The 23,465-nt window shown below is 74.1% G+C and carries 19 protein-coding genes; 6 read left to right on the top strand and 13 right to left on the bottom strand.

Features of this window, described 5'->3' with window-relative positions; genetic code table 11:
- Position 1 precedes the first annotated feature (1 nt).
- The 12 genes from G514_RS26370 to G514_RS0111560 all read right to left on the bottom strand — a co-directional run bounded on the left by G514_RS26370 (position 2) and on the right by G514_RS0111560 (position 13,561).
- Complete coding sequence (locus tag G514_RS26370) at positions 2-1,189, bottom strand: class I SAM-dependent methyltransferase (protein WP_051247379.1); 1,188 nt, start codon at positions 1,187-1,189, stop codon at positions 2-4.
- A 159-nt stretch (positions 1,190-1,348) separates the two neighbouring features.
- Positions 1,349-1,651 carry a hypothetical protein gene (locus G514_RS30295; RefSeq protein WP_051247378.1) on the bottom strand — a complete coding sequence of 101 codons (303 nt, stop codon included), beginning with the start codon at positions 1,649-1,651 and terminating at the stop codon, positions 1,349-1,351.
- Positions 1,652-2,291: 640 nt separating this feature from the next.
- Positions 2,292-3,569 (bottom strand): guanine deaminase, encoded by a 1,278-nt coding sequence (gene guaD / locus G514_RS0111605; RefSeq protein WP_028651880.1) that lies wholly within the window; start codon positions 3,567-3,569, stop codon positions 2,292-2,294.
- The gene (gene xdhC / locus G514_RS0111600) at positions 3,566-4,384 is read right to left on the bottom strand and encodes a xanthine dehydrogenase accessory protein XdhC (RefSeq protein WP_028651879.1); all 819 of its coding nucleotides are present in this window, start codon (positions 4,382-4,384) and stop codon (positions 3,566-3,568) included. Before xdhC ends, guaD begins: the two co-directional genes overlap by 4 nt.
- The gene (gene xdhB, locus G514_RS0111595; protein WP_245582175.1) at positions 4,381-6,717 is read right to left on the bottom strand and encodes a xanthine dehydrogenase molybdopterin binding subunit; all 2,337 of its coding nucleotides are present in this window, start codon (positions 6,715-6,717) and stop codon (positions 4,381-4,383) included. The genes xdhC and xdhB overlap by 4 nt, the downstream gene beginning before the upstream one ends.
- Positions 6,714-8,174, bottom strand: a complete 1,461-nt coding sequence (locus G514_RS0111590) for a xanthine dehydrogenase small subunit (protein WP_028651877.1) — start codon at positions 8,172-8,174, stop codon at positions 6,714-6,716. The genes xdhB and G514_RS0111590 overlap by 4 nt, the downstream gene beginning before the upstream one ends.
- Before the next feature lie 157 nt (positions 8,175-8,331).
- Positions 8,332-9,147: a bifunctional allantoicase/(S)-ureidoglycine aminohydrolase gene (locus G514_RS0111585; RefSeq protein WP_028651876.1), complete on the bottom strand. Its 816-nt coding sequence runs from the start codon at positions 9,145-9,147 to the stop codon at positions 8,332-8,334.
- Complete coding sequence (gene allB, locus G514_RS0111580) at positions 9,144-10,490, bottom strand: allantoinase AllB (protein WP_028651875.1); 1,347 nt, start codon at positions 10,488-10,490, stop codon at positions 9,144-9,146. The genes G514_RS0111585 and allB overlap by 4 nt, the downstream gene beginning before the upstream one ends.
- Positions 10,480-10,788, bottom strand: coding sequence for a hydroxyisourate hydrolase (gene uraH, locus G514_RS0111575; RefSeq protein WP_028651874.1), 309 nt, complete (start codon positions 10,786-10,788; stop codon positions 10,480-10,482). The genes allB and uraH overlap by 11 nt, the downstream gene beginning before the upstream one ends.
- The gene (locus tag G514_RS0111570) at positions 10,785-11,237 is read right to left on the bottom strand and encodes a 2-oxo-4-hydroxy-4-carboxy-5-ureidoimidazoline decarboxylase (RefSeq protein ID WP_036564618.1); all 453 of its coding nucleotides are present in this window, start codon (positions 11,235-11,237) and stop codon (positions 10,785-10,787) included. The genes uraH and G514_RS0111570 overlap by 4 nt, the downstream gene beginning before the upstream one ends.
- A complete protein-coding gene (gene pucL / locus G514_RS0111565; protein WP_028651872.1) occupies positions 11,237-12,127 on the bottom strand; it encodes a factor-independent urate hydroxylase in 891 nt (296 codons plus the stop codon). The genes G514_RS0111570 and pucL overlap by 1 nt, the downstream gene beginning before the upstream one ends.
- 222 nt (positions 12,128-12,349) lie before the next feature.
- The gene (locus G514_RS0111560) at positions 12,350-13,561 is read right to left on the bottom strand and encodes a DUF6986 family protein (protein ID WP_028651871.1); all 1,212 of its coding nucleotides are present in this window, start codon (positions 13,559-13,561) and stop codon (positions 12,350-12,352) included.
- 90 nt (positions 13,562-13,651) lie between these two features.
- Between G514_RS0111560 and G514_RS0111555 the strand changes: the two genes are divergently transcribed.
- Positions 13,652-14,395 carry a hypothetical protein gene (locus tag G514_RS0111555; protein ID WP_028651870.1) on the top strand — a complete coding sequence of 248 codons (744 nt, stop codon included), beginning with the start codon at positions 13,652-13,654 and terminating at the stop codon, positions 14,393-14,395.
- Positions 14,392-15,942 carry an HD domain-containing phosphohydrolase gene (locus G514_RS0111550; RefSeq protein ID WP_028651869.1) on the top strand — a complete coding sequence of 517 codons (1,551 nt, stop codon included), beginning with the start codon at positions 14,392-14,394 and terminating at the stop codon, positions 15,940-15,942. Before G514_RS0111555 ends, G514_RS0111550 begins: the two co-directional genes overlap by 4 nt.
- A 64-nt stretch (positions 15,943-16,006) precedes the next feature.
- Here G514_RS0111550 and G514_RS0111545 read toward each other — a convergent pair whose 3' ends face one another.
- Positions 16,007-16,198 (bottom strand): hypothetical protein, encoded by a 192-nt coding sequence (locus tag G514_RS0111545; protein WP_028651868.1) that lies wholly within the window; start codon positions 16,196-16,198, stop codon positions 16,007-16,009.
- Positions 16,199-16,308: 110 nt separating this feature from the next.
- Between G514_RS0111545 and G514_RS0111540 the strand changes: the two genes are divergently transcribed.
- Genes G514_RS0111540 through G514_RS0111525 form a run of 4 tightly spaced genes read left to right on the top strand, consistent with a single transcriptional unit; the run spans position 16,309 to position 23,442 of the window.
- Positions 16,309-17,253: an EamA family transporter gene (locus G514_RS0111540; protein ID WP_028651867.1), complete on the top strand. Its 945-nt coding sequence runs from the start codon at positions 16,309-16,311 to the stop codon at positions 17,251-17,253.
- 51 nt (positions 17,254-17,304) lie between these two features.
- Positions 17,305-21,903, top strand: a complete 4,599-nt coding sequence (locus G514_RS0111535) for an ATP-dependent helicase (RefSeq protein WP_028651866.1) — start codon at positions 17,305-17,307, stop codon at positions 21,901-21,903.
- Entirely contained in the window at positions 21,896-22,732 is an 837-nt protein-coding gene (locus G514_RS0111530; protein ID WP_028651865.1) for a DNA-formamidopyrimidine glycosylase family protein, read from the top strand. The genes G514_RS0111535 and G514_RS0111530 overlap by 8 nt, the downstream gene beginning before the upstream one ends.
- Positions 22,729-23,442 carry a VOC family protein gene (locus G514_RS0111525; RefSeq protein ID WP_028651864.1) on the top strand — a complete coding sequence of 238 codons (714 nt, stop codon included), beginning with the start codon at positions 22,729-22,731 and terminating at the stop codon, positions 23,440-23,442. The genes G514_RS0111530 and G514_RS0111525 overlap by 4 nt, the downstream gene beginning before the upstream one ends.
- Positions 23,443-23,465: the final 23 nt, after the last annotated feature.

Raw genomic sequence — 23,465 nt, 5'->3', positions numbered from 1 at the left:
GTCAGAATCGCACGGCCCTGGTCGTCAGCCACTCCTGGCCGGTGGTGCCGACGTCGTGGGTGAGGTCCTGCACCCGCCAGCCGGCGTCGGCCAGCACCGCACGCAGCGGCGCCTCGCGCCAGTAGACGAACCGCCGCGGCGCTCGCACGTGTCCGTGCACGGACCACTCCTCGCCGTCGCCCTCCTTCAGGGTCATGGCCAGCGCGCCGCCTGGGCGCGTGGCGCCGGCGAGGTTGCGGAGCACGGTCGGCAGGTCCTCGCGCGCGACGTGGAGGAGGCAGGCGTTGGCCCAGACCCCGTCGTAGGGCCCGTGCCGCTCGTCGACGAGGTCGTCCGTCAGCGGGTCGAGCAGCTCGGCGTCGTGCCCGCGGCTGCGCATCAGCTCGACGAACGCCGGCGTGACGTCGGTGCGCCGGACCACCAGCCCGCGCTCCTCCAGCGCGAGCGCGTCGCGGCCGCCGGCGCTGCCGATCTCGAGCACCCGGCCGCCCGGCGGGAGCACCGACGCGAGCCAGTCGAGCTCCGCGCGCACGCCGTCGTTGACGTCGGCGACGGCATCGCTGTACTCGGTCGCGTTGCCGTCGTAGGCGGAGACAGTCGCCCGCGCGGCCGAGCGGCGCACGTCGTGGCTGTGGTGCACGACGTCGTGCAGGTGGTAGCGCGCGATCGAGTCGACGGTGAACTCGCTGCCGTTGTCGCGCAGCCCGCGGCGCGCCCAGGTGTCGTCGCTCGCGCCGCGCAGGCCGTCGTACGTCGCCGCCACCGCCTCGGCGGCCTCGAGCAGCTCCTCGGCGACGACGGCCGGCTCCTGCAGGTCGTAGCGCGACTCGACCGCCGTGACGTCCTGGTCCCAGTTGGCGAACGTCGGCTCGTCCTCGTCGAGCATCAGGCGGACCCGCGCGCCGAAGATGCGGTGCACGTCGCGGACGTGGCAGGCGTACTCCAGCGGCGACCAGGTGCTCCCGTCGGGCCGCTGCCGCGCGTCGGGCTGGGCGAGGACGGCGGCCCAGCCGGCGGCGTCGGTGCGGAGCAGGCGGCCGAGGTCGGCCCGGTCGAGGTGCGCCGCGACGAAGCCGCACTCGGGGCAGGGCTCGCGCAGCACCCACGTCCAGTCCTTGGTGTCGGGCTCGATGCTGGTGGGCTCGACTCTGTCGGGGTCGATGCTGGGCTCGATGCCGGCGCCGGTCATGCGGGCCATCATCTTCGAACGCGTCCTGCTGCGCAGGTCGGTTCCTGCCGACCTGCCACGAATCGCGGCCACGTGCCGGCGGCGTACGTGCTCAGGCGGCCGGCGCGGCGAGCTCGGCCAGGAACGCCGCGGGCTCGGCCAGGCTGACCCGAAGCCGGGTCAGCCGGACCGGGACGCCCAGGCAGCGGGCGCGGGCGGGTCGATGGTCAGGACGACCAGGCCCCGGGTGCTGGTGTTGACCAGCCAGTCGCCGCGCCAGCCGTGGGCGCCGATGCTGATCCGGCGCGTCGGGTCGGGCGCGGCGCTGGTGATCGAGGCGCGAGGGATCTCGGCGTGCCAGGTGAGGCCGAGGCGGACGGTCAGCGTGTCGGCGGTCAGCTCGACGGTGGCGTTGCGGGACGCCGTGACGGCGAGCAGCGCCCCGATGGCCGGGTGGGGGTCCGGCATCGCGAACGTGGTCATGCACAGATGCTCCCACCGGGCTGCGCGGCGACGGCCGGCACGTCACACTCGGGGCATGGAGCGGGTACGACGCCTCTGATGGGTAGGCATCCTGCTGCCCGGCCTGGCCTGGGCAAGCGGCGGCCTCGGCGTCGCCCTGGCCTCGCTGGCGTCGTTCCTCGCGGTGGCGGCGTTCCTGGTCTGGGTCGAACGGCGCGACGCCGACGGCCGGGTCGGCTGAACCCGCGCGCGGGCCATGGCAGCGGTCCTGGGCAGCGGTCCTGGGCAGCGGTCCTGGGCAGCGGTCAGCAGGCAACCTGGCGACACCCGAACCGCCCGGCTCAGGTTGCTGACTCACCGCCGCACCGAGGCGGGACGGGGCAGCGGTCAGCAGGCAACCTGCCGACACCCGAACCGCCCGGTTCAGGTTGCTGACTCACCGCCGCACCGACGCAAGCCCGCCCAGCGGTCAGCACGCAACCTCCGGGCGTCCCGAGCCGGCCCCGTCAGGTTGCTGACTCACCGCCGCACCGGCGCAAGCCCCGTCCAGCGGTCAGCACGCAACCTCCCACCCCCGACCCCCGGCCACGCCGCGCCGCGCTGCGCCGGGATAGTCCCAGACGTTCCCGACACGTCTGAGGTACGTCGAGAACGTCTGGGACTATCCCGAGACAGGAGCGCCGGCGACCCACGTCCCCGCGACGTCCGCGGGGGTGGCGAGGGCGAAGGCCTTCGCGAGCGCGTCGTCGTGGTCGTCGGCGTGGCGCAGCGCGACGTCGAGGGTCGAGTCGGCCGCGGGGCGGAGCCAGAGGGCGTCGAACTCCTTGCCGACCGAGAAGTCACCGATCACGTCGGAGAGGCCGAGCACGTCGGCACCCGCGGCGGTGGCGAGGTGCAGCAGGTGCCGCGACGAGAGGCGGTGACCCTCGCGGCCGAGCAGCTGCTGGGCGAAGTAGGCCTGCAGGCCCTCCTTGAACAGCGAGAAGCCCGTGCCGGCACCCACGTCCGACCCGAGCGCGACCCGGACCCCGAGGGCGAGGTGCGAGCCCAGCGGGAACAGCCCGCTCCCGAGCGCGGCGTTGGACGTCGGGCAGTGCGCGACCGCGGCGCCGTGCCGGGCCAGCATCATCAGCTCCTGGAGCGAGGGGTGCACGTTGTGGGCGAGGACGCTGCGCGGGCCGAGCAGGCCGGAGCGCTCGTACGACGACGCGTAGTCGCAGCCGAACAGCTGCCGGACGCCCTCGATCTCCTCGACGTTCTCGTTGAGGTGGGAGGTGAACCACAGCTCCGGCCCGTCGGCCAGCAGCGACCCGGCCGAGTCCATGAGCGCGTCGGAGCACGACAGCGAGAAGCGCGGCGTGACGGCGTAGCGGGTCCGGCCCTGGCCGTGCCACCGCTTGGCGAGCTCGAGGCCCTCGGCATAGGCGCGCTCGGGCGTCGTGAAGAGGTCCTCGCGCAGGATCCGGTCGGACAGCACCAGTCCGGAGGTGACCCGGAGGCCGACCCGGGTCGCCTCGGTGAACAGCGCGTCGACCGCGGAGGCGAAGTGCGAGCCGAAGACCAGGGCGGTCGTCGTGCCGGCCCGCACGAGCCCGGAGACGAAGTCGGCGGCCACGGAGGCGGCGTACGCCGCGTCGGCGAGCCGCGCCTCCTCGGGCAGCGCGCACTTCTCGAGCCAGTCGAGCAGCGGCATGCCGAGGCCGCCGATCGCGCGCACCTGCGGGAAGTGCACGTGGGTGTCGACGAAGCCCGGCAGCACCAGGCCGTCGCGCAGGTCGACGACCTCCTCGGAGCCGTCGTGCACCGAGGAGGTGTAGGGCTCGCGCGCGACGATCACCCCGTCGCGGACGACGAGGGCGAGGTCGGACTCCGCGCGCAGCTGACCCCCCGTGAAGGGGCTGCGCGGCGTGTCGAGGAAGGTGCCGCGGAAGACAGTCACCTCGAGGTGACGCCCTCGCGCTCGAACGCCGCCAGCAGCCCGGCCGCGACCGAGACCGCGATCGCCGCGGGCTCCTTGCTGGTCGTGACGCCCGGCAGCCCGATCGGAGTCTCCACGCGGTCGACCACGTCGGCCGGGAACGACGCCAGCAGGGTCGAGCGGAACCGCGCCCACTTCGCCGACGACCCGATCAGCCCGATCGGGCCGAGGTGGCCGCAGCGCAGCGCGGCGTCGATGATCGCGAGGTCCTCGGCGTGGTCGTGGGTCAGCACCAGCACACGCGTGCCGGGCGGCAGCTCGCCGAGCACGAGCTCGGGGATCACCGGGACGTGGTGGGTGTGCACGGCCGCCACCGAGTCGGCCAGCGGCGCGAGCTCGGCCTCGGTGAGGTGTGCGGAGCGCGAGTCGACCAGGTGCAGGTCGAGGTCGTGACGGGCGAGGATCCGCGCCAGCTCCAGCCCGACGTGGCCGACCCCGAAGATCGCGACCGACGGCACCACGGCGAGCGGCTCGAGGAGCACGGTCACCTCTCCCCCGCAGCACTGCACGCCGTGCTGGAACGGCGCCTTGTCGGAGAGGTTCGCGGTGAACGACGCCGGCGCGCTCGCGGCCGAGCCGATCAGGTCGCGGGCGCGGCGTACGGCCTCCTCCTCGAGGTTGCCGCCGCCGATCGACGCCCACGTCGACGACCCGGAGACGACCATCTTGGCGCCGGCCTCGCGCGGCGCGTGCCCGCGGACGTCGGTCACGGTGACCAGCACCCCGGGCTCGCGCGCGGCGCGCAGCGCCGCCACGCCGGCGAACCAGGAGCTCACCGCGCGGCCTCCGCCGCCGACCGGGCCGCGTCGAGCGCCCAGTAGACGGCCTCGGGAGTCGCCGGCGAGGCGAGCTCGACCGGCCGTCCGGGCGGGCCGAAAGCAGCGCACGCGTCGCGCAGCGCCTCGCGCACGCTGAAAGCGAGCATCAGCGGCGGCTCGCCGACGGCCTTGGAGCCGTAGACGACGCCGTCCTCGTGCGCGCGCTCCAGCAGCGCGACGTTGAACTCGCGGGGCATCTCGCTGAACGACGGCAGCTTGTACGTCGACGCGGCCTGCGTGGTCAGCCGGCCGCGGCCAGGGCCGTCGGACTCGTCCCAGCGCAGGTCCTCGAGCGTCAGCCAGCCGGCGCCCTGCACGAACCCGCCCTCGATCTGCCCGAGGTCGACGAGGGGCGAGAGGCTGTCGCCCACGTCGTGGACGATGTCGACCCGCCGCGTGGTGTAGGCGCCGGTGAACCCGTCGACCTCGACCTCGGCGGCGGCAACGCCGTACGCGAAGTACTTGAACGGCGAGCCGGTCATCGTCGAGAGGTCCCAGCTGAGCCCCTCGGTCTTGTAGAAGCCGGCAGCCCACAGCTGCACGCGCTGGTGGTAGGCCTTCGCGACCAGCTCGTCCCACGACAGGTCGGGGTGCGCCGCCCGCACGGGCTGCAGCCGGGCCAGGATCTGCTCGCAGGCGTCCTTGATCGCGCCGCCGTTGAGGTCGGCGCCGGCGCTGGCCGCCGTGGCGGAGGTGTTGGGCACCTTGTCGGTGCGCGTGGGCGCCAGGCGGATCCGCTCCAGCGGCAGCCCCAGCGCGGTCGCCGCGACCTGGAGCATCTTGGTGTGCAGCCCCTGGCCCATCTCGGTGCCGCCGTGGTTGATCAGCACCGAGCCGTCCTTGTAGACGTGCACCAGCGCGCCGCCCTGGTTGAACGTCGTGAAGTTGAACGAGATGCCGAACTTCACCGGCGTGATCGCCAGCCCCCGCTTGGTGTGGGGGTGCGCGGTGTTCCACTCCGCGATCGCGGCGCGCCGCGCGTCGAGGTCGGCCGAGTCGGTGACCTGCTCCCAGGCCGCGACCAGGCGCTCGGGGTGGCGCACGACCTGGCCGTACGGCGTGGCCTGCCCGTCGACGTAGAAGTTGCGCCGCCGCACCTCCGCGGGGTCGAGGCCCAGCACCGGCGCGCAGCGGCCGATGACGTCCTCGATCACGAGCATCCCCTGGGGGCCGCCGAACCCGCGGAACGCCGTCTGCGAGGTCTTGTGGGTCCGCGCGATGCGGCCGTGGGCGAGCACGTCGGGGACCCAGTAGGCGTTGTCGACGTGGCACAGCGCCCGTGACAGCACCGGCTCGGAGAGGTCGAGGCTCCAGCCGCCGTCGGCGGTCAGCGTGGTCTCGAGCGCCGTGAACCGGCCCTCGTCGTCGAAGCCGACCTTCCACGTCGCGTGGTAGCCGTGGCGCTTGCCGGTCATCGTCATGTCCTGCTGGCGGCTCAGCCGCAGCCGCACCGGGCGGCCGGTGAGCGTGGCGCCGAGCGCGGCCACCGCGGCGAGGCCGTGCGGCTGCATCTCCTTGCCGCCGAACCCGCCACCCATCCGCAGGCACTGCACGGTGACCGCGTGGCTCGGGACGCCGAGCACGTGGGCGACGATCTCCTGGGTCTCGGTCGGGTGCTGGGTGCTGGACTGGACGAACACCTGGCCGGCCTCGTCGACCATCGCCAGCGAGCAGTGCGTCTCGAGGTAGAAGTGCTCCTGCCCCGACATCGCGGTCACGCCCTCGAAGACGTGCGTGGCGCGGGCCAGCCCCGCGGCCGCGTCGCCGCGGGCCATCGTCGGCTGCGCTCCCTGGAAGCTGCCGGCCTCGATCGCCTCCTCGACGGTCAGCAGCGCGGGCAGCTCCTCGTAGTCGACCTCGACCGCCGCCGCGCCGCGGCGCGCGGCCTCGAGGGTCTCGCCGAGCACCCAGCAGACGGCGTGGCCGACGTAGCTCACCTCGGACGGGAACAGCGGCTCGTCGTGCTTGATGCCGGAGTCGTTGATGCCGGGCACGTCGGCCGCGGTGAGCACGCGCACGACCCCCGCCACGTCGTACGCCGGCCCGACCTCGAGCCGGGTCACCCGCGCGTGGGCGTGCGGCGCCTGCACGGGGTGGGCGTGCAGCACGTGGGTCGACCGGGCGACGAGGTCGTCGGTGTAGAGCGCGTGGCCGGTGACGTGCAGCGCGGCGCTCTCGTGGGGCACCGACGAGCCGACCACCGCGTCACCGGGCCGCCTGCTCAGCGCGCTCGTGGTGATCTCTGGCTCGGTGGTGAGCTCGGAAATTCCTCGACTGTCGACGTCGGTCACGACGTCACCTCCGCGAAGAGCTTGCGCAGCGACTGGCCCAGCATCGCCGCCCGGTAGTCGGCACTCGCGCGCTGGTCGGAGATCGGCGTGCCGGCCCGCCCCAGGACCTCGGCCGCCGCGTCGACGGTCTCCTGCGTCCACGGCCGGCCCTCGAGCGCCGCCTCGACCTCGAGCGCCCGGATCGGCGTCGCCGCGACTCCGCCGAGGCCGATGCGCGCCTTGCGCACCACGCCGTCGGCCACGTCGAGAGCGAACGCGACGGCCACCGACGAGATGTCGTCGAAGGCGCGCTTCGCGATCTTGTGGAACGCCGTCACCTCGGCGGCCGGCAGCGGCACGACCACCTCGGTGATCAGCTCGTCGGGGCGGCGCACAGACTCGCGGTAGCCGGTGAAGTAGTCGGCCAGGGCCACGGTCCGCTCGCCTTCGGTGGACGCGAGCACCACCGATGCCTCGAGCGCGAGCAGCACCGGCGGGGCATCGCCGATGGGTGAGCCGGTGCCGAGGTTGCCGCCGAGCGTGGCGGCGTTGCGGATCAGCGGCGAGGCGAACTGCGGCATCAGCGCCGCCAGCAGCGGCAGCCGGCTCCCGCTCGGTGACTCGAGGCGGCGCTCGACCTCGGTGAGCGTGAGGGCGGCGCCGATCCTGATCTCGTCGTCGCCGACGCTGAACCCGCGGAGTTCGGGCAGCCGGTCGACCCCGAGCACCAGGCCGGCCCGCGCGCCTTTGAGGTTGACGTCGACGCCCCAGTCGGTGCTGCCCGCGACCACCGTCGCCGCCCGGTCACCGTCGGAGTGGTCGCGCAGCAGCTGGAGCGCCTCGGCGAGCGTCGCCGGGCGGACGTAGGCCGCCTCGCCGTCGTGCAGCTGGGTGGCGGCGGGCGCGGGTGCGGGCACCGAACGCCGGGCGGCGAGCGCGTCGTCGGACGCCGGCGAGGTGAGCGCGAACGCCGCGTCCTTGATCGGCCGGTAGCCGGTGCAGCGGCACAGGTTGCCGCTGATGGCGTGCAGGTCGAACCCGTTGTCGCCGTGCATGCCGTCGTCGTGCCGCGGGCCGGTGCCGTTGGTGGCGGCGCGGCCGGAGCGGTAGTACTCCGCGGCCATGCTGCACACGAACCCCGGCGTGCAGTAGCCGCACTGCGACCCGCCCCGCATCGCCATCTCGTGCTGGACCGGGTGCAGGTCCTCCGGCGAGCCCAGACCCTCGCTGGTCACGACCTCCTGGCCGTCGAGCGCTGCGGCCGGGACCAGGCAGGAGTTGATCGCCGTCCACTCGGTCGCGTCGGACCCGTCGGGCGCCGGCCTGGCCACCATGACCGAGCAGGCGCCGCACTCGCCCTCGGCGCAGCCCTCCTTGGCCCCGGTCAGCCCGCAGCCGCGCAGGAAGTCGAGCGCGTTGGTGTGCAGAGGCACCCCCGCGAGATCACGCGGTGCGCCGTTGACCACGATGCCGGCCATCCGCACCTCCCGTCAGGTGACGATTGGCATGGTTGCTGGTCCCGGTGGGGAACGACCCGCTGGTTGTCCATGCGAACAGCGGACCGCCCGGCCACCCTACCCGCGCGCGCCCGTCCTGACGACGACCAGCGGCGACACGCGCTTCTCGCGCGGGGGGTCAGACCCGCAGCTCCACGTGCCGGTTGACGTCCTTGTAGAGCAGGTAGCGGAACGGGCCCGGGCCGCCGGCGTAGCAGGCCTGCGGGCAGAACGCGCGCAGCCACATGAAGTCGCCGGCCTCGACCTCGACCCAGTCCTGGTTGAGCAGGTAGACCGCCTTGCCCTCGAGCACGTAGAGGCCGTGCTCCATCACGTGCGTCTCCGGAAACGGGATCGCGCCGCCGGGCTGGAAGTTCACGATGTTGACGTGCATGTCGTGGCGCAGGTCCGCGAGGTCGACGAAGCGGGTCGTCGACCAGGCGCCGTCGGTGCCGGGCATCTCCAGCGGCGCGACGTCCTGCTCGCGGGTGACGAACGCCGGCGGCACGTCGAGCCCCTCGACGCGGTGGTAGGCCTTGCGGATCCAGTGGAACGCCGCGGTGCCGGCGCCGTTGTTGCGCAGGGTCCAGTCGGTGCCGGGCGGCAGGAACGCGTAGGAGCCCGGCTCGAGGGCGTGCTCCGCACCGTCGACGGTGAGCGCGAGCGCGCCGTCGACCACGAACAGCACCGCCTCGGCGCCCGGGTCGGCCTCAGGGTGGTCGGACCCGCCGCCGGGCGAGACCTCGACGACGTACTGGCTGAACGTCTCGGCGAATCCCGACAGCGGCCGCGCCAGCACCCACATCCGCATGCCGTCCCAGCCGGGCAGGTAGGACGACGTGATGTCGCTGAGCGTGCGCGCCGGGATCACTGCGTAGGCCTCGGTGAACCTCGCCCGGTCGGTCGTGAGCGCCGTCTGCGGGGGCAGCCCGCCCTTCGGCACGTAGTAGGTCATCGCTCGCCTCTCCTCAGCAGTCGTCCTCGCGGGCTCTGTTCGTCGCCGTCGGCCACCGGTACGCCGCGCAGCCAGGTCTCGCGGACGACGCCGGCGAGCCGGCGGCCGGCGTACGCCGAGACCGGGTTGCGGTGGTGCAGCCTCGTCACGTCGACGGTGAACTCCTCGTCGGGTGCGAAGCGCACCAGGTCGGCGTCGGCGCCGACCTCGATCCGGCCCTTGTGGGCGAGCCCCACGCGGTCGGCCGTGGCGGTGGCCATCCAGCGCACCACGTCGACCAGCGCGTGCCCGCGCTCGCGGGCACCGGTCCACACGGCGGGCAGCCCGAGCTGGACCGACGCGATGCCGCCCCAGGCCTCTCCGAAGTCACCGCCGCCGCGCCGCTTGAGGTCGACCGTGCAGGGCGAGTGGTCGGACACCACGAAGTCGAGGTCGCCCGCTGCCAGCGCCGCCCACAGCGCTTCCCGGTTGGCGGCCTCGCGGATCGGTGGGCAGCACTTGAGCTCGGTGGCTCCGTCGGCGACGTGCTCGGCGTCGAAGGTCAGGTAGTGCGGGCAGGTCTCCACGCTGAGGTCGACGCCGTCAGTGCGCGCGGCCCGCAGGGCGGCGACCGCGTCCGCGTCGCTGAGGTGCACGACGTGCGCCCGGCCACCGGTCGCGCGGGCCTGCGCGATGACCAGGTCGATGGCGGCCTCCTCGGCGGCCTTGGGCCGCGAGGCGAGGAACCCCGCGTAGCGGCCGCCGTCGAGCGCCGCCTCGTCGAGCAGCCCGCCGTCCTCGGCGTGCACGATCATCAGCGCGCCGAGCGCGGCGGTCTCCTTCATCGCGAGCGCGAGCTGGTCGGGCTCGAGGTGGCCGAACTCCTCGACCCCCGAGTCGAGCAGGAAGCACTTGAACCCGAACACCCCGGCCTCGTGCAGCGGCCCGAGGTCCGGCACGTTGCCGGGCACCGCCCCGCCCCAGAACCCCACGTCGACCGAGACCTGGCCCTCGGCGACGGCCCGCTTGGTCTCCAGTGCCTCGACGGTCGTGGTCGGCGGGACGGAGTTGAGCGGCATGTCGAGGATCGTGGTGACCCCGCCGGCGGCCGCCGCCCGGGTGGCGGTCGCGAACCCCTCCCACTCGGTGCGGCCCGGCTCGTTGACGTGCACGTGCGTATCGACCAGGCCGGGCAGCAGCACCTCGTCGTCGGCGAGGTCCACGACCCGCGCGGCTGCCGGCGGGTCGTCGTACGCCGTCACCGCGGCGATCCGCTCGCCCGCGATCCCCACCGCGGCGGGCACCTCGCGGGGCCCGATGACCGCACGCCGGGCGCGGACGACGAGGTCGAGCTCAGCTGCCACGGTAGGTGGAGTAGCCGTAGGGGCTGAGCAGCACCGGCACGTGGTGGTGGCGCTCGTCGGAAATCGTGAACACCACGACCACCTCGGGGAAGAAGCTGTGCTCGAAGTGGGACTCGGTGGCGAACCTCAGCACGTAGTCGCCGGCCGCGAGCTCGCCGCCCAGCGAGCCGATCCGCCCGTCGTGGTCGGTCACCGACTCGTCGATCGGCGTGCCCGAGCGGGTCTCGAGGACCACCCGGACCCCCGTCGCCGGGAGGCCGGCGGCGGTGTCGAGGACGTGGGTCGAGAGCGTGCTCACGAGAGCGCCGCCTCCAGCCGCAGCAGCGCGATCTGGCGGAGGTTGTCGACGGTCTCGGCGCGCTCGGTGGCGTCGTCGTTGCCCAGGCGCCGCTCCAGCTCGACGAGGATCTCGTCGGCGTCGCGGCCGGCCGCGCGGATCAGGAACACGCGGTCGAAGCGCTCCTCGTACGCCGCGTTGCCGGCCCGCAGCCGCGCGGCGGTCTCGTCGCCGGTGTCGACGCCCGACTGCTCCCGCTGCGACTGCGCACCCCCGCGCTCGCCGATGCGCGGGTGGCCGGACAGCGCCTGGTCGAGCTCCTCGTCGGTCAGCTCGCGTGCGGCCCGGTCGGCCGCGACGATGACCTCGTCGCGGTCGGCGTACGGCTGCCCGGCGAGCACCTCGTCGGCGAACCGCGGCACCGACAGGCAGCCCAGCAGCACCTCGCGGGTGACCTCCACCCCGGGCATCAGCAGAACCCCGGCACGTGCAGCCACGCGTCGCCGGCCGGTGGCCCGTCGTCGCGGGTCACCTGGGCCTCGATCAGGCCGTAGGGCCGGTCGGCGGCGATGAACACCTCGCCGTCGTTGGTCAGCCCGTCGACCCGGAACCCCGAGAAGTCGACGAGGAAGTGGTGCTTGTTGGGCGCGGAGAACCTCACCTCGGCGACCCCCGGCTGCTCGTCGAGGAGCGCGCAGCCCATCGAGTGCAGCGTCTCCTGCAGCGCACGGGAGTAGGTGCCGGCGAAGGTCTTCAGCAGCGTGGCCAGCGCGGCGTCGTACGACCCGTTCCAGTCGACGCCCTCGCTGCCGCCGTGCCGCCACTTGGCGACGAGCGAGGTCGCGAGGATCCGGTCGTCGGCCTCGGGCAGCGTCGTGAACTCGTCCTTCAGGAAGCCCTTGAACTCCGAGTCGGTCGAGTTGAGCAGCACCAGCTCCTGCACCCCGGAGATCACGTGCGCCTCGCCCTCACGGCCGACCGTGACGACGCAGGTGCGCACCGCGCCGCCCCGGCGGACGAACGAGTGGTCGCCCAGGCGGTCCCAAGCGTACTCCTCGACCCGCACCTGGGCCGCCGTCGCGGCCGTGCACGCCTCCATCAGCCTGCGGCCCAGCGCGAGCGCGTAGTCCTCGATCGAGTCGACCCCGTGCAGCTTGGCGTAGGCGAACGCGGTGTTCTTCTGCGTGTCGGTCGGCAGCACCAGCGCCTGGTCGCCGCTGACGTGGGCGTCGGCGAACGCCCCGCGCAGCGACGTCGACACGTTGAGGTCGCGGATCTCGTGCCGCGCGGTGTCGCGGACGATGCGGACGACGCGGTTCTCCGCCTTGCCGTACTGGTTCGCTCCCAGGACCGTGGCCATGCCCGCACCCTAACGGCGCGGGACTGCACCGCATCAGGGCGCCATGCGCGACCATTTGCTGCACTGTCGTCGCGCCAGGGCCCGGTCGGGCGCCGGGCGGTTTGCACCACATCCGATCCGCCAGACGTCCCGGATGTGGTGCAAACAGCTGACGAGGGCGACCGGTTCCACGACAGTGCAGCATTCGGGCGCCATGTCCGCCCTTTTGCTGCACTGTCGGGCTCAGGGCCGCGGCCGCGCCAGCACCCGCAACCCAGCCTCGTCCAGCCCGGACCCGCCGACCACCTCGGGCTCGTCGACCGCGCCGCACTCGAGGCCACGCAGGACGTAGGCCGCGAGGGCGCGGGCGGTGGCGGGCTCGTCGGCGATGCCGCCCTCGACACGACCGACGTAGGCCCGGAGCCGGTCGAGCGCCGAGCCGAGGCCCTCGCGGTAGAAGGCGTACGTCGCGGCGTACCGCGTCGGCAGCTGGGCCGGGTGCAGGTCCCAGCCCTGGTAGTAGCCGTGCTCCAGCGAGCGGCGGACCAGCCGGTGGTGGTTGCGCCAGGCGGCCACGACCTCGTCGGGCGAGCCGACCGGCAGGACGTTGGTGGACCCGTCGGAGAGCCGCACGCCGGTGCCGGCCGCGGCCGCCTGCATGACCAGCTTGGCGTGGTCGGCGACGGGGTGCTCCATCGACTGGTAGGCCGCCGCGATGCCGACGAACGCCGAGTAGTCGTAGGTGCCGTAGTGGAGCCCGGTGATCCGGTCGCCGCCCGCGTGCACCATTCGCGCGACCAGCGCCGTGCCGTCCGGCCCGAGGATCGACTGCGGCGTCTCGACCTGCACCTCGAACCGCACGTCGAGCTGCTCGGCGACGTGCACCATCGCCTCCACCTGGTCGACGCTGGTCACCTTCGGCAGCGTGACCACCCAGCCGTCCAGCGACCCGCCCGCCGAGACCAGCGTGTCGACGTACGCCGTCAGCGTGCGGAGCGCCCGCGACCGGGTGGGTGCCTCGAAGCACTTGATCCGGATCCCTCCGAACGGCGCCGCCTCGCCCCGCTGCTGGCTCTGCGCGAGCGCCGTCGCGGCGCGCACGACGTCGGCGGTCTCGTCCTCGTCGGACTTCCCGACGTAGCCGTCCTCGAAGTCGACCCGCAGGTCCTCGACCGGCTCGGCTCCGAGCTTGCCCCGCACCCGCGCGACCAGGTCGTCGTCGGCGACGAGCGAGCCGAACGCGTCCGCGTGCTCGTCGATCACCTCCAGCGCCGCAGCGCCGTACGCCGGCACGAGCCCGGCGTCGTACCGGTCCGCCGGCACGTAGACGGTGTGCACCGGCTGACGGCCGGGCCGCTCCCCCGGGAAGCCGCTCGCCAGCGCGGCGTCGGCCGCCGCCAGCCGCTCGTCGAGCTCGGTCGTGAGTCGTGCCGCGAGCTCGCCGGGGTCCACCATCCCGCTATCCAACTACACGGGCTGCCCTCTCCCGCCAGTTGAGGCGGATGCCTCAGGCGCCGGGTCAGCCGGCGGCCCGACGCTGGACGCATGACGACGACACCACGCCAGGCCGTGGAGGCACTGGAGGCCCAGCCTCGACTTCCCGAGGGCGGCGACGAGCGGTTCACCGGCTACGGCGTGATGGGCATGCCACTGGCCAGCGGTCACTACCTCGCGCTGCGAGACATGGTGGCGAGCTCGATCGGCCCGGCCTACCGCGCTATCTGGCACCGCGACCCGGACGGTCGGTGGACGATCCACACGACCGGCCTCGCCGACCTCACCTGCCCTCGCTACTTCGGGTCGGTGACCGCGGTCGCCCAGGCACCTCGCATCGACGTCTCGTGGCCCGACGACCACACCCTCGAGGTTGCGCTCGGCGATGAGCTGAGGTGGCGGATCGAGCTGCGCGCGACGCCGGCGACCAGGCTGATGACGGGGATGGGCGGTGCGCTCCCGGAAGCCGGGTGGAACAGCGACGCCGTGCTCGCCGCCATGGGACCGATGGCGCGGACGATGCTCCGGACCGGTCGGATCCGGCTTCGCGGTGCGACACCCAACGGTCCGCGGTTCAAGGCCGCGCCGTTGAAGATCTGGCGCGTCGTCGGCGGTGCTGCGTCGTGGTGCGGCGAGGACCTCGGGGTGCAGGCGCCGCTCGACGCACAGGTGCACCTGGGCGACTTCTGGCTCCCCCAGCGGGGCCTCTTCTTCGTGGGTCGCGCACGGTTCGCGGCGCCGGCCGGGCAGATGGACCGCGAGCCGAGCGGCGTGGGCACGAGAATGGGGGGATGACCGCGCCCGCTCCGCTGCCCCGCCGGGTCGAGGTGGTCGCCGGGCTGTCGGTGGCGATCGACCTCGGGCTCGGTCAGCCGGCCGAGCACATGCTGCGTTCGTCGGTCATCGCGTGCGGGCTGGCGGACCGGCTCGGTCTCAGCCGGGAGCAGCGGGACACGGTCTACTACACGACGCTGATCATGTGGATCGGCTGTCACGCGGACTCGCAGGAGTACGCACGCTGGTTCGGAGACGACATCTCGGTGCGCCGCGACGCCTACCTCATCGACTGGTCGGGACTGCCCTACCTCCGGTTCCTCCTGGGCAACGTCGCCCGCGGCGAGCCGGTGGGCCACCGGTTGCGCGTGATGGCCACGCTGATGCGGGACGCCCGCGGCCAGCTCGGCAACCTCATCCACTCCCACTGCACGTCGGCGGCCGCCCTGGCTCGGCACATCGGCCTCGGCCAGGAGGTCGCGCGGACGCTGGCCCACACGTTCGAGCGGTTCGACGGCGGCGGACTCCCGACCGGTGCGTCCGGGGAGGACCTACCGATCGAGATGCGGGTGGCGCAGCTCGCCGACGTGGCGGAGGTGCACGAACGCATGTACGGCGTGCAGGGCGCGGTCGCGATGGCCAGGAGCCGGCGGGGCGGCCACCTCGACCCGACGGTCGTCGACGCCTTCACGGCTGATGCCGAGGCGCTGTTCCCTGCGGCGGGAGACGACCCCTGGGACCGAGCGCTCTCGATCGCCCCCGACTCCGAGATCCGGCTGGACGAGGGTGGCCTGGACGACCTGCTGACGGCGATCGGCGACTTCGTCGACCTCAAGTGCCCGTTCACGCTGGGGCACTCGCGCAACGTGGCGGCGCTCGCCGAGTCGGCCGCCGGGCACCTCGGTCTCCCGGACGACGACGTGACCGCCGTACGCCGGGCCGGACACCTGCACGACATCGGCCGGCTCGGGGTGTCCCACCAGGTCTGGTCGAAGCCGGCCGAGCTGACCGCGACCGAGTGGGAGCGGGTACGGATGCACCCCTACCTCACCGACCGTGTGCTGACCCGTATCCCCGGCCTCGCGCACGTGGCCGCGATCGCTCGGGCGCACCACGAGCACCTCGACGGGAGCGGCTACCCGCTGGGCCTCGCCGGCCCCGCGCTCGGCCGGCCCGAGCGGCTGCTGGCAGCCGCTGTGGGCTACCAGTCGGCCCTGGAGCCCCGGCCCTACCGAGAGCCGCTCTCCCCTGACGCTGCGGCCGCCCGGCTGACGGACCGTGTGACCCGGGGCGCTCTCGACGCGGACAGCGTGGAGGCGGTCCTGGCCGTGGCGGGCCACGCGCCGAGGAAGGTGCCCCGGGACGACGCGCTCACCCCACGTGAGACCGAGATCCTCGGCCTGGTCGCCCGGGGCCTCTCGAACCGCGACATCGCGAGCCGTCTCGTGCTCAGCGAGAAGACCGTGCGCAACCACGTCGAACGCACCTACGCCAAGATCGGCGCCACCAACCGGGTGGGCGCCAGCCTCTATGCCCTCGAGCACGGACTGGTCGCGCCGACCGAGTGACACGTGCGGTTCGGCCGCCGGCACGCCCGCGTCCAGGACTGTGGAGCGCCGCGAGCGGGCTTCCTCAGGTGTGGTCCGAGCCGGGGGTCTGGGTGGACTCGGCCCGAGTGCCCGACGGGTCGTCGGTCCGCTCGTCGGACTCCTGGAGGATCGCCTCGGCCTGCGCCTCCGGGTCGTCGCTGCCGGCAGCCTGCTCCTCGGGCAGCAGGTCGGCTCGGCGGTGGATGCGCTCGTCGTCCTCCGGGTGCTCGCTCACGCGGTCAGCCTAGGTCAGGAGCCCCGCACCGCCCGCCGAAAACTTCCGTGCCTGCCGGAGACACCGCGCAGTACGGTCGTGCGGGTCGGATCGATCGGAAGGAGCCTCGCGTGGCATCGCCGGTGTTCGTCGACGCCGCAGGCGAGCGCCCCCTCCCGCGCGCGGGCCCCCTGACCCTGGCCGGCAGGTCCGTCGGCGCGATCCCGCCCACGGTCCAGGTGCTGCTCGGCATCGTCAGCGTCCAGATCGGCGCCGCGACGGCCAAGCAGCTGTTCGCGACCGCCGGCGCCGCCGGCACCGTCGGGCTGCGGCTGTTCTTCGCCGCCGTGGTGCTGCTGCTCGTCTGGCGCCCGACCCTCCGGCTCGACCGCCGTACGGCGACCGTCGTGCTCTCCTACGGCGTCGTCCTCGGCGTCATGAACCTGTGCTTCTACGAGGCGATCGACCGCATCCCGCTCGGCATCGCGGTGACCGTCGAGTTCCTCGGCCCGCTCGGCGTCGCGCTCGCCGGCTCCCGACGCCTGCTCGACGGGCTCTGGGCGCTCCTGGCCGCGGGCGGGGTCGTCCTGCTCACCGAGGCCCGCGGCGACCTCTCGGTCGCCGGGCTGCTCTTCGCGCTCGCCGCCGGGCTGTGCTGGGGCGCCTACATCCTGCTCACCGCCGCCCTCGGCAGCCGCACCACCGACGGGCGGGGCCTGGCGCTCGCGATGACCGTCGGCGCGCTCGTGGTGCTGCCGATCGGCGTCGCCGGGGCCGGCACCGCCCTGCTCGACGTGCGGATCCTCGTGGTCGCCCTCGCGGTCGCGCTCCTCTCCTCGGTCGTCCCCTACTCCCTCGAGCTGGAGGCGCTGCGGCGGATCCCGCCGAAGGTGTTCGGAGTGCTGATGAGCATGGAGCCGGCGGTGGCCGCGCTGGCCGGCCTCCTGGTGCTCGGCGAGGCCCTGCACGCCACCCAGTGGGTCGCGGTCTGCCTCGTGGTCCTCGCCTCGATCGGCGCGACGAGGTACGCCGCCAGGCCACCGGACCCACCCGACGGGACCGCCCAGCCGGCCTGATCGGGCGCGAGCCCCGACCGGGTGTCGGTGGCGTGAGCAAGACTTGAGCACGTGCCCACCCCGGACCCCGCGCCCCACGACGCGCTGAGCCGCTTCAGCGAGCCCACGCGCGCCTGGTTCGCCGCGGCGTTCGCGGAGCCGACCGCGGCGCAGGTCGGTGCGTGGGAGGCGATCGGGGCCGGTCGGCACGCCCTGGTCGTGGCTCCGACGGGGTCCGGCAAGACGCTGAGCGCGTTCCTGTGGAGCCTCGACCGGCTGCTCACCAGCGAGCGCCCCGACGACAAGACCAAGCGCACCCGCGTGCTCTACGTCAGCCCGCTCAAGGCGCTCGCTGTCGACGTCGAGCGCAACCTCCGCAGCCCGCTGACCGGCATCCGCCACACCGGCGAGCGCCTCGGCCAGCAGGTCCCCGAGGTCACCGTCGGCGTCCGCTCGGGCGACACCCCGGCCGCCGACCGCCGCAAGCTCGTCACGCAGCCGCCCGACATCATGATCACGACGCCCGAGTCGCTGTTCCTGATGCTCACCAGCCAGGCCCGCGAGGCGCTGCGCGGCGTCGAGACCGTGATCCTCGACGAGGTGCACGCCGTGGCCGGCACCAAGCGCGGTGCCCACCTCGCCGTGACGCTCGAGCGGCTCGACGCGCTGCTCGACCGCCCCGCGCAGCGCATCGGGCTCAGTGCGACCGTGCGCCCGCTCGAGGAGGTGGCGCGGTTCCTCGGCGGCAGCGCCGCGGTCGACATCGTCGCCCCGCCCAGCACCAAGGAGTGGGACCTCCAGGTCGTCGTCCCCGTGGAGGACATGACCCAGCCCGGCGACTACGACGAGGAGTCAGAGGAGCCCACGCGCGCGCAGTCGATCTGGCCGCACGTCGAGGAGCACGTCGTCGACCTCATCGAGCAGCACCAGAGCACGATCGTGTTCGCCAACAGCCGCCGGCTCGCCGAGCGCCTCACCGCCCGGCTCAACGAGATCGCCTTCGAGCGGGCCTCGGGCGAGCGCCTGGAGATCGGGCAGAGCCCGGCCCAGGTCATGGCGCAGTCCGGTGCCAGCACCGGCGCCGCGTCGCTGATCGCGAAGGCCCACCACGGCTCGGTCTCCAAGGAGCAGCGCGCGCTCATCGAGGACGACCTCAAGCGTGGCCGGCTGCCGGCCGTCGTCGCCACCAGCAGCCTCGAGCTCGGCATCGACATGGGCGCGGTCGACCTGGTCGTCCAGATCGAGTCCCCGCCGAGCGTGGCGAGCGCGCTCCAGCGCGTCGGTCGCGCCGGTCACCAGGTGGGCGAGGTCAGCCGGGGCGTGCTGTTCCCCAAGCACCGCGGCGACCTCGCACAGACCGCGGTGGCCGTGCAGCGCATGCGCTCGGGGGCCATCGAGTCGCTCGGCGTCCCGGCCAACCCTCTCGACGTGCTTGCCCAGCAGGTCGTGGCCGCGACCGCGATGGACGCCTGGCACGCCGACGACCTGTTCGACCTGCTCAAGCGCACCGCGAGCTTCGCCCAGCTGCCGCGCTCGGCCTACGACGCCGTGCTCGACCTGCTCTCGGGCCGCTACCCGAGCGACGAGTTTGCCGAGCTCCGCCCCCGCATCGTGTGGGACCGCGTCGCCGGCACCCTGACCGGCCGTCCGGGCGCCCAGCGCCTCGCGGTGACCAGCGGCGGCACCATCCCCGACCGCGGCCTCTTCGGGGTCTTCCTCGTCGGGGGCAACGAGCAGAGCGGACCCGGCAAGCGCGTCGGCGAGCTCGACGAGGAGATGGTCTACGAGTCCCGGGTCGGCGACGTGTTCGCGCTCGGCGCGACGAGCTGGCGGATCGAGGACATCACCCACGACCGGGTCCTGGTGACCCCCGCCCCCGGGGTGCCGGGCCGGCTGCCGTTCTGGAAGGGCGACGCGCTCGGCCGCCCCGCCGAGCTCGGCGAGGCGGTCGGGGCGTTCACCCGTGAGCTGGCCGCGATGCCGAAGCACCAGGCCGAGGCGCGCGCCAAGCAGGAGGGGCTCGACGACTACGCCGCGGGCAACCTCGTCGGCTACCTCCACGAGCAGCTCGAGGCCACCCAGGTGCTGCCGAGCGACCAGAACCTCCTCGTCGAGCGGTTCCGCGACGAGCTCGGCGACTGGCGCCTGGTCGTCCACTCCCCCTACGGCACCCCCGTCCACGCCCCGTGGGCGCTGGCGATCAACGCCCGGCTGCGCGAGCGCTACGGCATCGACGGGCAGGCGGTCGCCTCCGACGACGGCATCGTCATCCGCGTCCCCGACACCGACGCCGAGCCGCCCGGAGGCGAGGTGGTGGTCTTCTCCCCCGACGAGATCGACGACCTCGTCACCCAGGAGGTCGGCGGCTCCGCCCTGTTCGCCTCCCGGTTCCGCGAGTGCGCCGCCCGCGCGCTGCTGCTGCCCCGCCGCGACCCCGGCCGCCGCAGCCCGCTGTGGCAGCAGCGCCAGCGCAGCGCGGCGCTGCTCGAGGTCGCCAGCAAGTACCCCTCCTTCCCGATCGTCCTCGAGGCGGTCCGCGAGTGCCTCCAGGACGTCTACGACCTGCCCGCCCTGGTCGGGCTGATGCGCGCGATCGACCAGCGCCGGGTCCAGGTCACCGACGTGGCGACCCCCAGCCCGAGCCCGTTCGCCCGCAGCCTGCTGTTCGGCTACGTCGCCCAGTTCGTCTACGAGGGCGACTCCCCGATCGCCGAGCGCCGCGCCGCCGCGCTCTCGCTCGACCAGGGGCTGCTCGCCGAGCTGCTCGGCCGGGCCGAGCTGCGCGAGCTCCTCGACCCCGAGGTGCTGGCCGAGGTCGAGGCCGAGCTCCAGCGCCTGACCCCCGAGCGCGCCGCCCGCGGCGCCGAGGGCGTCGCCGACCTGCTGCGGCTGCTCGGCCCCCTCAGCACCGACGAGGTCCGCGCGCGCTGCGCCGAGGGGGTCGACGCCCTCGAGGCGCTCGAGAGCCTGGCTGCCACGCGTCGGGTGGTCGAGGTCCGGGTCGCCGGCGTCGAGCGCTGGGCGGCGGTCGAGGACGTCGGGCGCCTGCGCGACGGGCTCGGCGTCGCCGTCCCGCCCGGCACCCCGGAGGCGTTCACCGACCCCGTCGACGACCCGCTCGCCGACCTCGTCTCCCGCTACGCCCGCACCCACGGGCCGTTCACCACCGACGACGTCGCCGCCCGCCTCGGGCTCGGCATCGCGGTGGTGCGGCTCACGCTCCAGCGCCTCGGCGCCCAGGGGCGGGTGCTCGACGGCGAGTTCCGGCCGGGGGCATCGGGGCTCGAGTGGTGCGACGCCGAGGTGCTGCGGTCGCTGCGCCGCCGCAGCCTGGCGCGGCTGCGCAAGGAGGTCGAGCCCGTCCCATCGGCCGCGCTCGGCCGGTTCCTCGGCGCCTGGCAGCACGTCGGCGGCAAGCTCCGCGGCGTCGACGGCGTGCTCTCGGTGGTCGACCAGCTCGCGGGCGCGCCCGTGCCGGCCAGCGCGCTCGAGCCGCTCGTGCTCGCCGCCCGGGTCCGTGACTACGAGCCGTCCTACCTCGACGAGCTCACCGCCTCCGGCGAGGTGATCTGGGCCGGCCACGGCCCGCTGCCCGGCTCCGACGGCTGGGTCAGCCTCCACCTCGCCGACCAGGCGCCGCTCACGCTCCCTCCGCACGAGCCCTTCGAGCCGCCGTCCGATCACGTGCGTGAGCTCCACCAGGCGGTCCTCGACGCGCTCGCCCCGGGTGGCGCGTGGTTCTTCCGGCAGCTGGCCCAGCAGGTCGGTCAGGTCCTCGACACGCCCGCCGACGACAAGGCCCTGAGCGCCGCTCTGTGGGAGCTCGTCTGGGCCGGCCGGATCAGCAACGACACGCTCACCCCGCTGCGGGCGCTGACCCGCTCCGGCTCCGCCAGCCACCGCACCAAGCGGCCCCCGGCCCGGCCCCGGATGGCCGGCACGACCGGCCGCGGCGGCGCCGCGCTCCGCACCGGCCCGCCCGAGACCGCCGGCCGCTGGGCGATGCTGCCCGAGCTCGACACCGACCCGACCCGGCGCGCGCACGCGGCCGCCGAGCGGCTGCTCGACCGGCACGGCGTCGTCATCCGCGGCGCCGTGGTGAGCGAGCGCCAGCCGGGCGGCTTCGCCGCCGTCTACAAGGTGCTGTCGGCGTTCGAGGACTCCGGCCGCTGCCGCCGGGGCTACTTCGTCGAGGGCCTGGGCGCCGCCCAGTTCGGCACCGCCGGCGCCATCGACCGGCTCCGCACGTTCAGCGAGCCCGCCGGGCACCACGACGGCGCCAAGCCGACCGCGGTCTGCCTGGCCGCGACCGATCCCGCCAACCCCTACGGCGCGGCGCTGCCCTGGCCGGCCACCGACGGCGAGGGCGGGCACCGGCCCGGCCGCAAGGCAGGCGCGCTGGTCGTGCAGGTCGAGGGCGAGCTCGTCCTCTACGTCGAGCGCGGCGGCCGCACGCTCCTCACCTGGAGCGACGACGCCGAGCTGCTCGGTCCGGCCGCGGCCTCGCTGGCCGAGGCCGCCCGCCGGGGCTCGCTCGGCCGGCTCACGGTCGAGCGGGCCGACGGGGCCGCGCTGCTCGGCGGCGGATCGACCCCGCTGCGCGAGGCCCTCGACGCGGCCGGGTTCGTCGCGACCCCGCGCGGGCTCCGGCTCAGGGGCAACGGTGCCTGAGGGCGACACCGTCTACCGCACCGCCCGGCTGCTCGACGAGTCGCTGAGCGGGCAGGTGCTGACCGCCACCGACTTCCGCGTCCCCCAGCACGCCACCGCCGACCTGACCGGTGGCACGGTCGTCGAGACCGTCTCGCGCGGCAAGCACCTGCTGACCCGCATCGACCGCGAGCCCGCCGACGGCGCCCCGGGCGGCCCCGGCGACACCGAGCGCTGGACGCTGCACACCCATCTCAAGATGGAGGGCAGCTGGAAGGTCGTGCGCCGGGGCCAGCGCTGGCCTCGCTCCGCCACCAACGCCCGGGTCGTGCTCGAGACCGAGCGCAGCACCGCGATCGGGTTCTCGCTCGGCATCGTCGAGCTGATCCACCGCGACCAGGAGGGCGACGTGGTCGGCCACCTCGGGCCCGACCTCCTCGGTCCCGACTGGGACGAGGACCTCGCGCTCGCCAACCTCGCGCGCGACCCCGGCCAGCGGATCCGCGACGCGCTCCTCGACCAGCGCAACCTCGCCGGCATCGGCACCATGTACGCCGCCGAGCTCTGCTTCACCAGCGGCGTCGACCCCGCCACGCCGGTCGGGGCGGTGCCCGACCTGCGGCGCCTGGTGCGCCGCGCCCGTCAGATGCTCATGCTCAACAAGGAGCGGGCGGTGCAGTCGACCACCGGCGACCTGCGCGAGCGCGAGCGGATGTGGGTCTTCCGCCGCGACAAGTCGCCGTGCCGCCGCTGCGGCACGCCCGTGGCCGTGACCCAGCTCGGCCCGCCGGGCCGCGAGCGCGCGTCGTACTGGTGCCCGTCGTGCCAGCCCGTCAGGATGCCCTCGTGATCGGCACCCTCAAGACCATCGTCATCGACACGGCCGACCTTCCGGGGCTCTCGGCGTTCTACTCCGGGCTCGCCGGCTGGACCCAGCGCTACGCCGACGACGAGTGGGTCACCATGACCACCGACGACGGCTGGCGGATCGGGCTCCAGCACGCGCCCGACCACGTCGCGCCGGGCTGGCCGGGTCAGGCCCAGCCCCAGCAGGCCCACCTCGACCTGCGGGTGCCCGACCTCGAGGCCGGCACCGCCCGGGCGGTCGAGCTCGGCGCGACCGTGCTGCGGCGCAACGAGAGCTGGCACACGCTGGCCGACCCGGCGGGCCACCCGTTCGACCTGTGCCTCAACGCCGGCGACCCGCGCACCACGCTGATGGGCGTCATGCTCGACTGCCCCGACCCGTCCGCGCTCGCCGCCTTCTACGCCGAGCTGCTCGGCAAGCCGGTCACCTACGACGCCGACGGGGCGGCGATGGTGGGGGTCGACGGCGAGCAGCCGGTGCTGTTCCAGCAGGTGCGCGACTACGCCGCCCCCGGCTGGCCCGACCCGTCGCGGCCCCAGCAGCTCCACCTCGACGTGTGGGTCGACGACATCGAGGAGGCCGAGCGCGCCGCCTTGGCGATCGGCGCCGTGCGGCTGCCTGGCAATGGCGACAACTGGCGGGTCTACGCCGACCCGGTCGGCAAGCCGTTCTGCCTCCTCTGGCAGGTCTAGAAAGCACGAGACCGGCAGGACGG

Source organism: Nocardioides halotolerans DSM 19273 (assembly GCF_000422805.1).
In the GTDB taxonomy this organism is placed as follows: Bacteria; Actinomycetota; Actinomycetes; order Propionibacteriales; family Nocardioidaceae; genus Nocardioides; species Nocardioides halotolerans.
The sequence above is the reverse complement of the archived record's forward strand: the minus strand, read 5'-3'. Positions and strand labels throughout refer to the sequence as shown.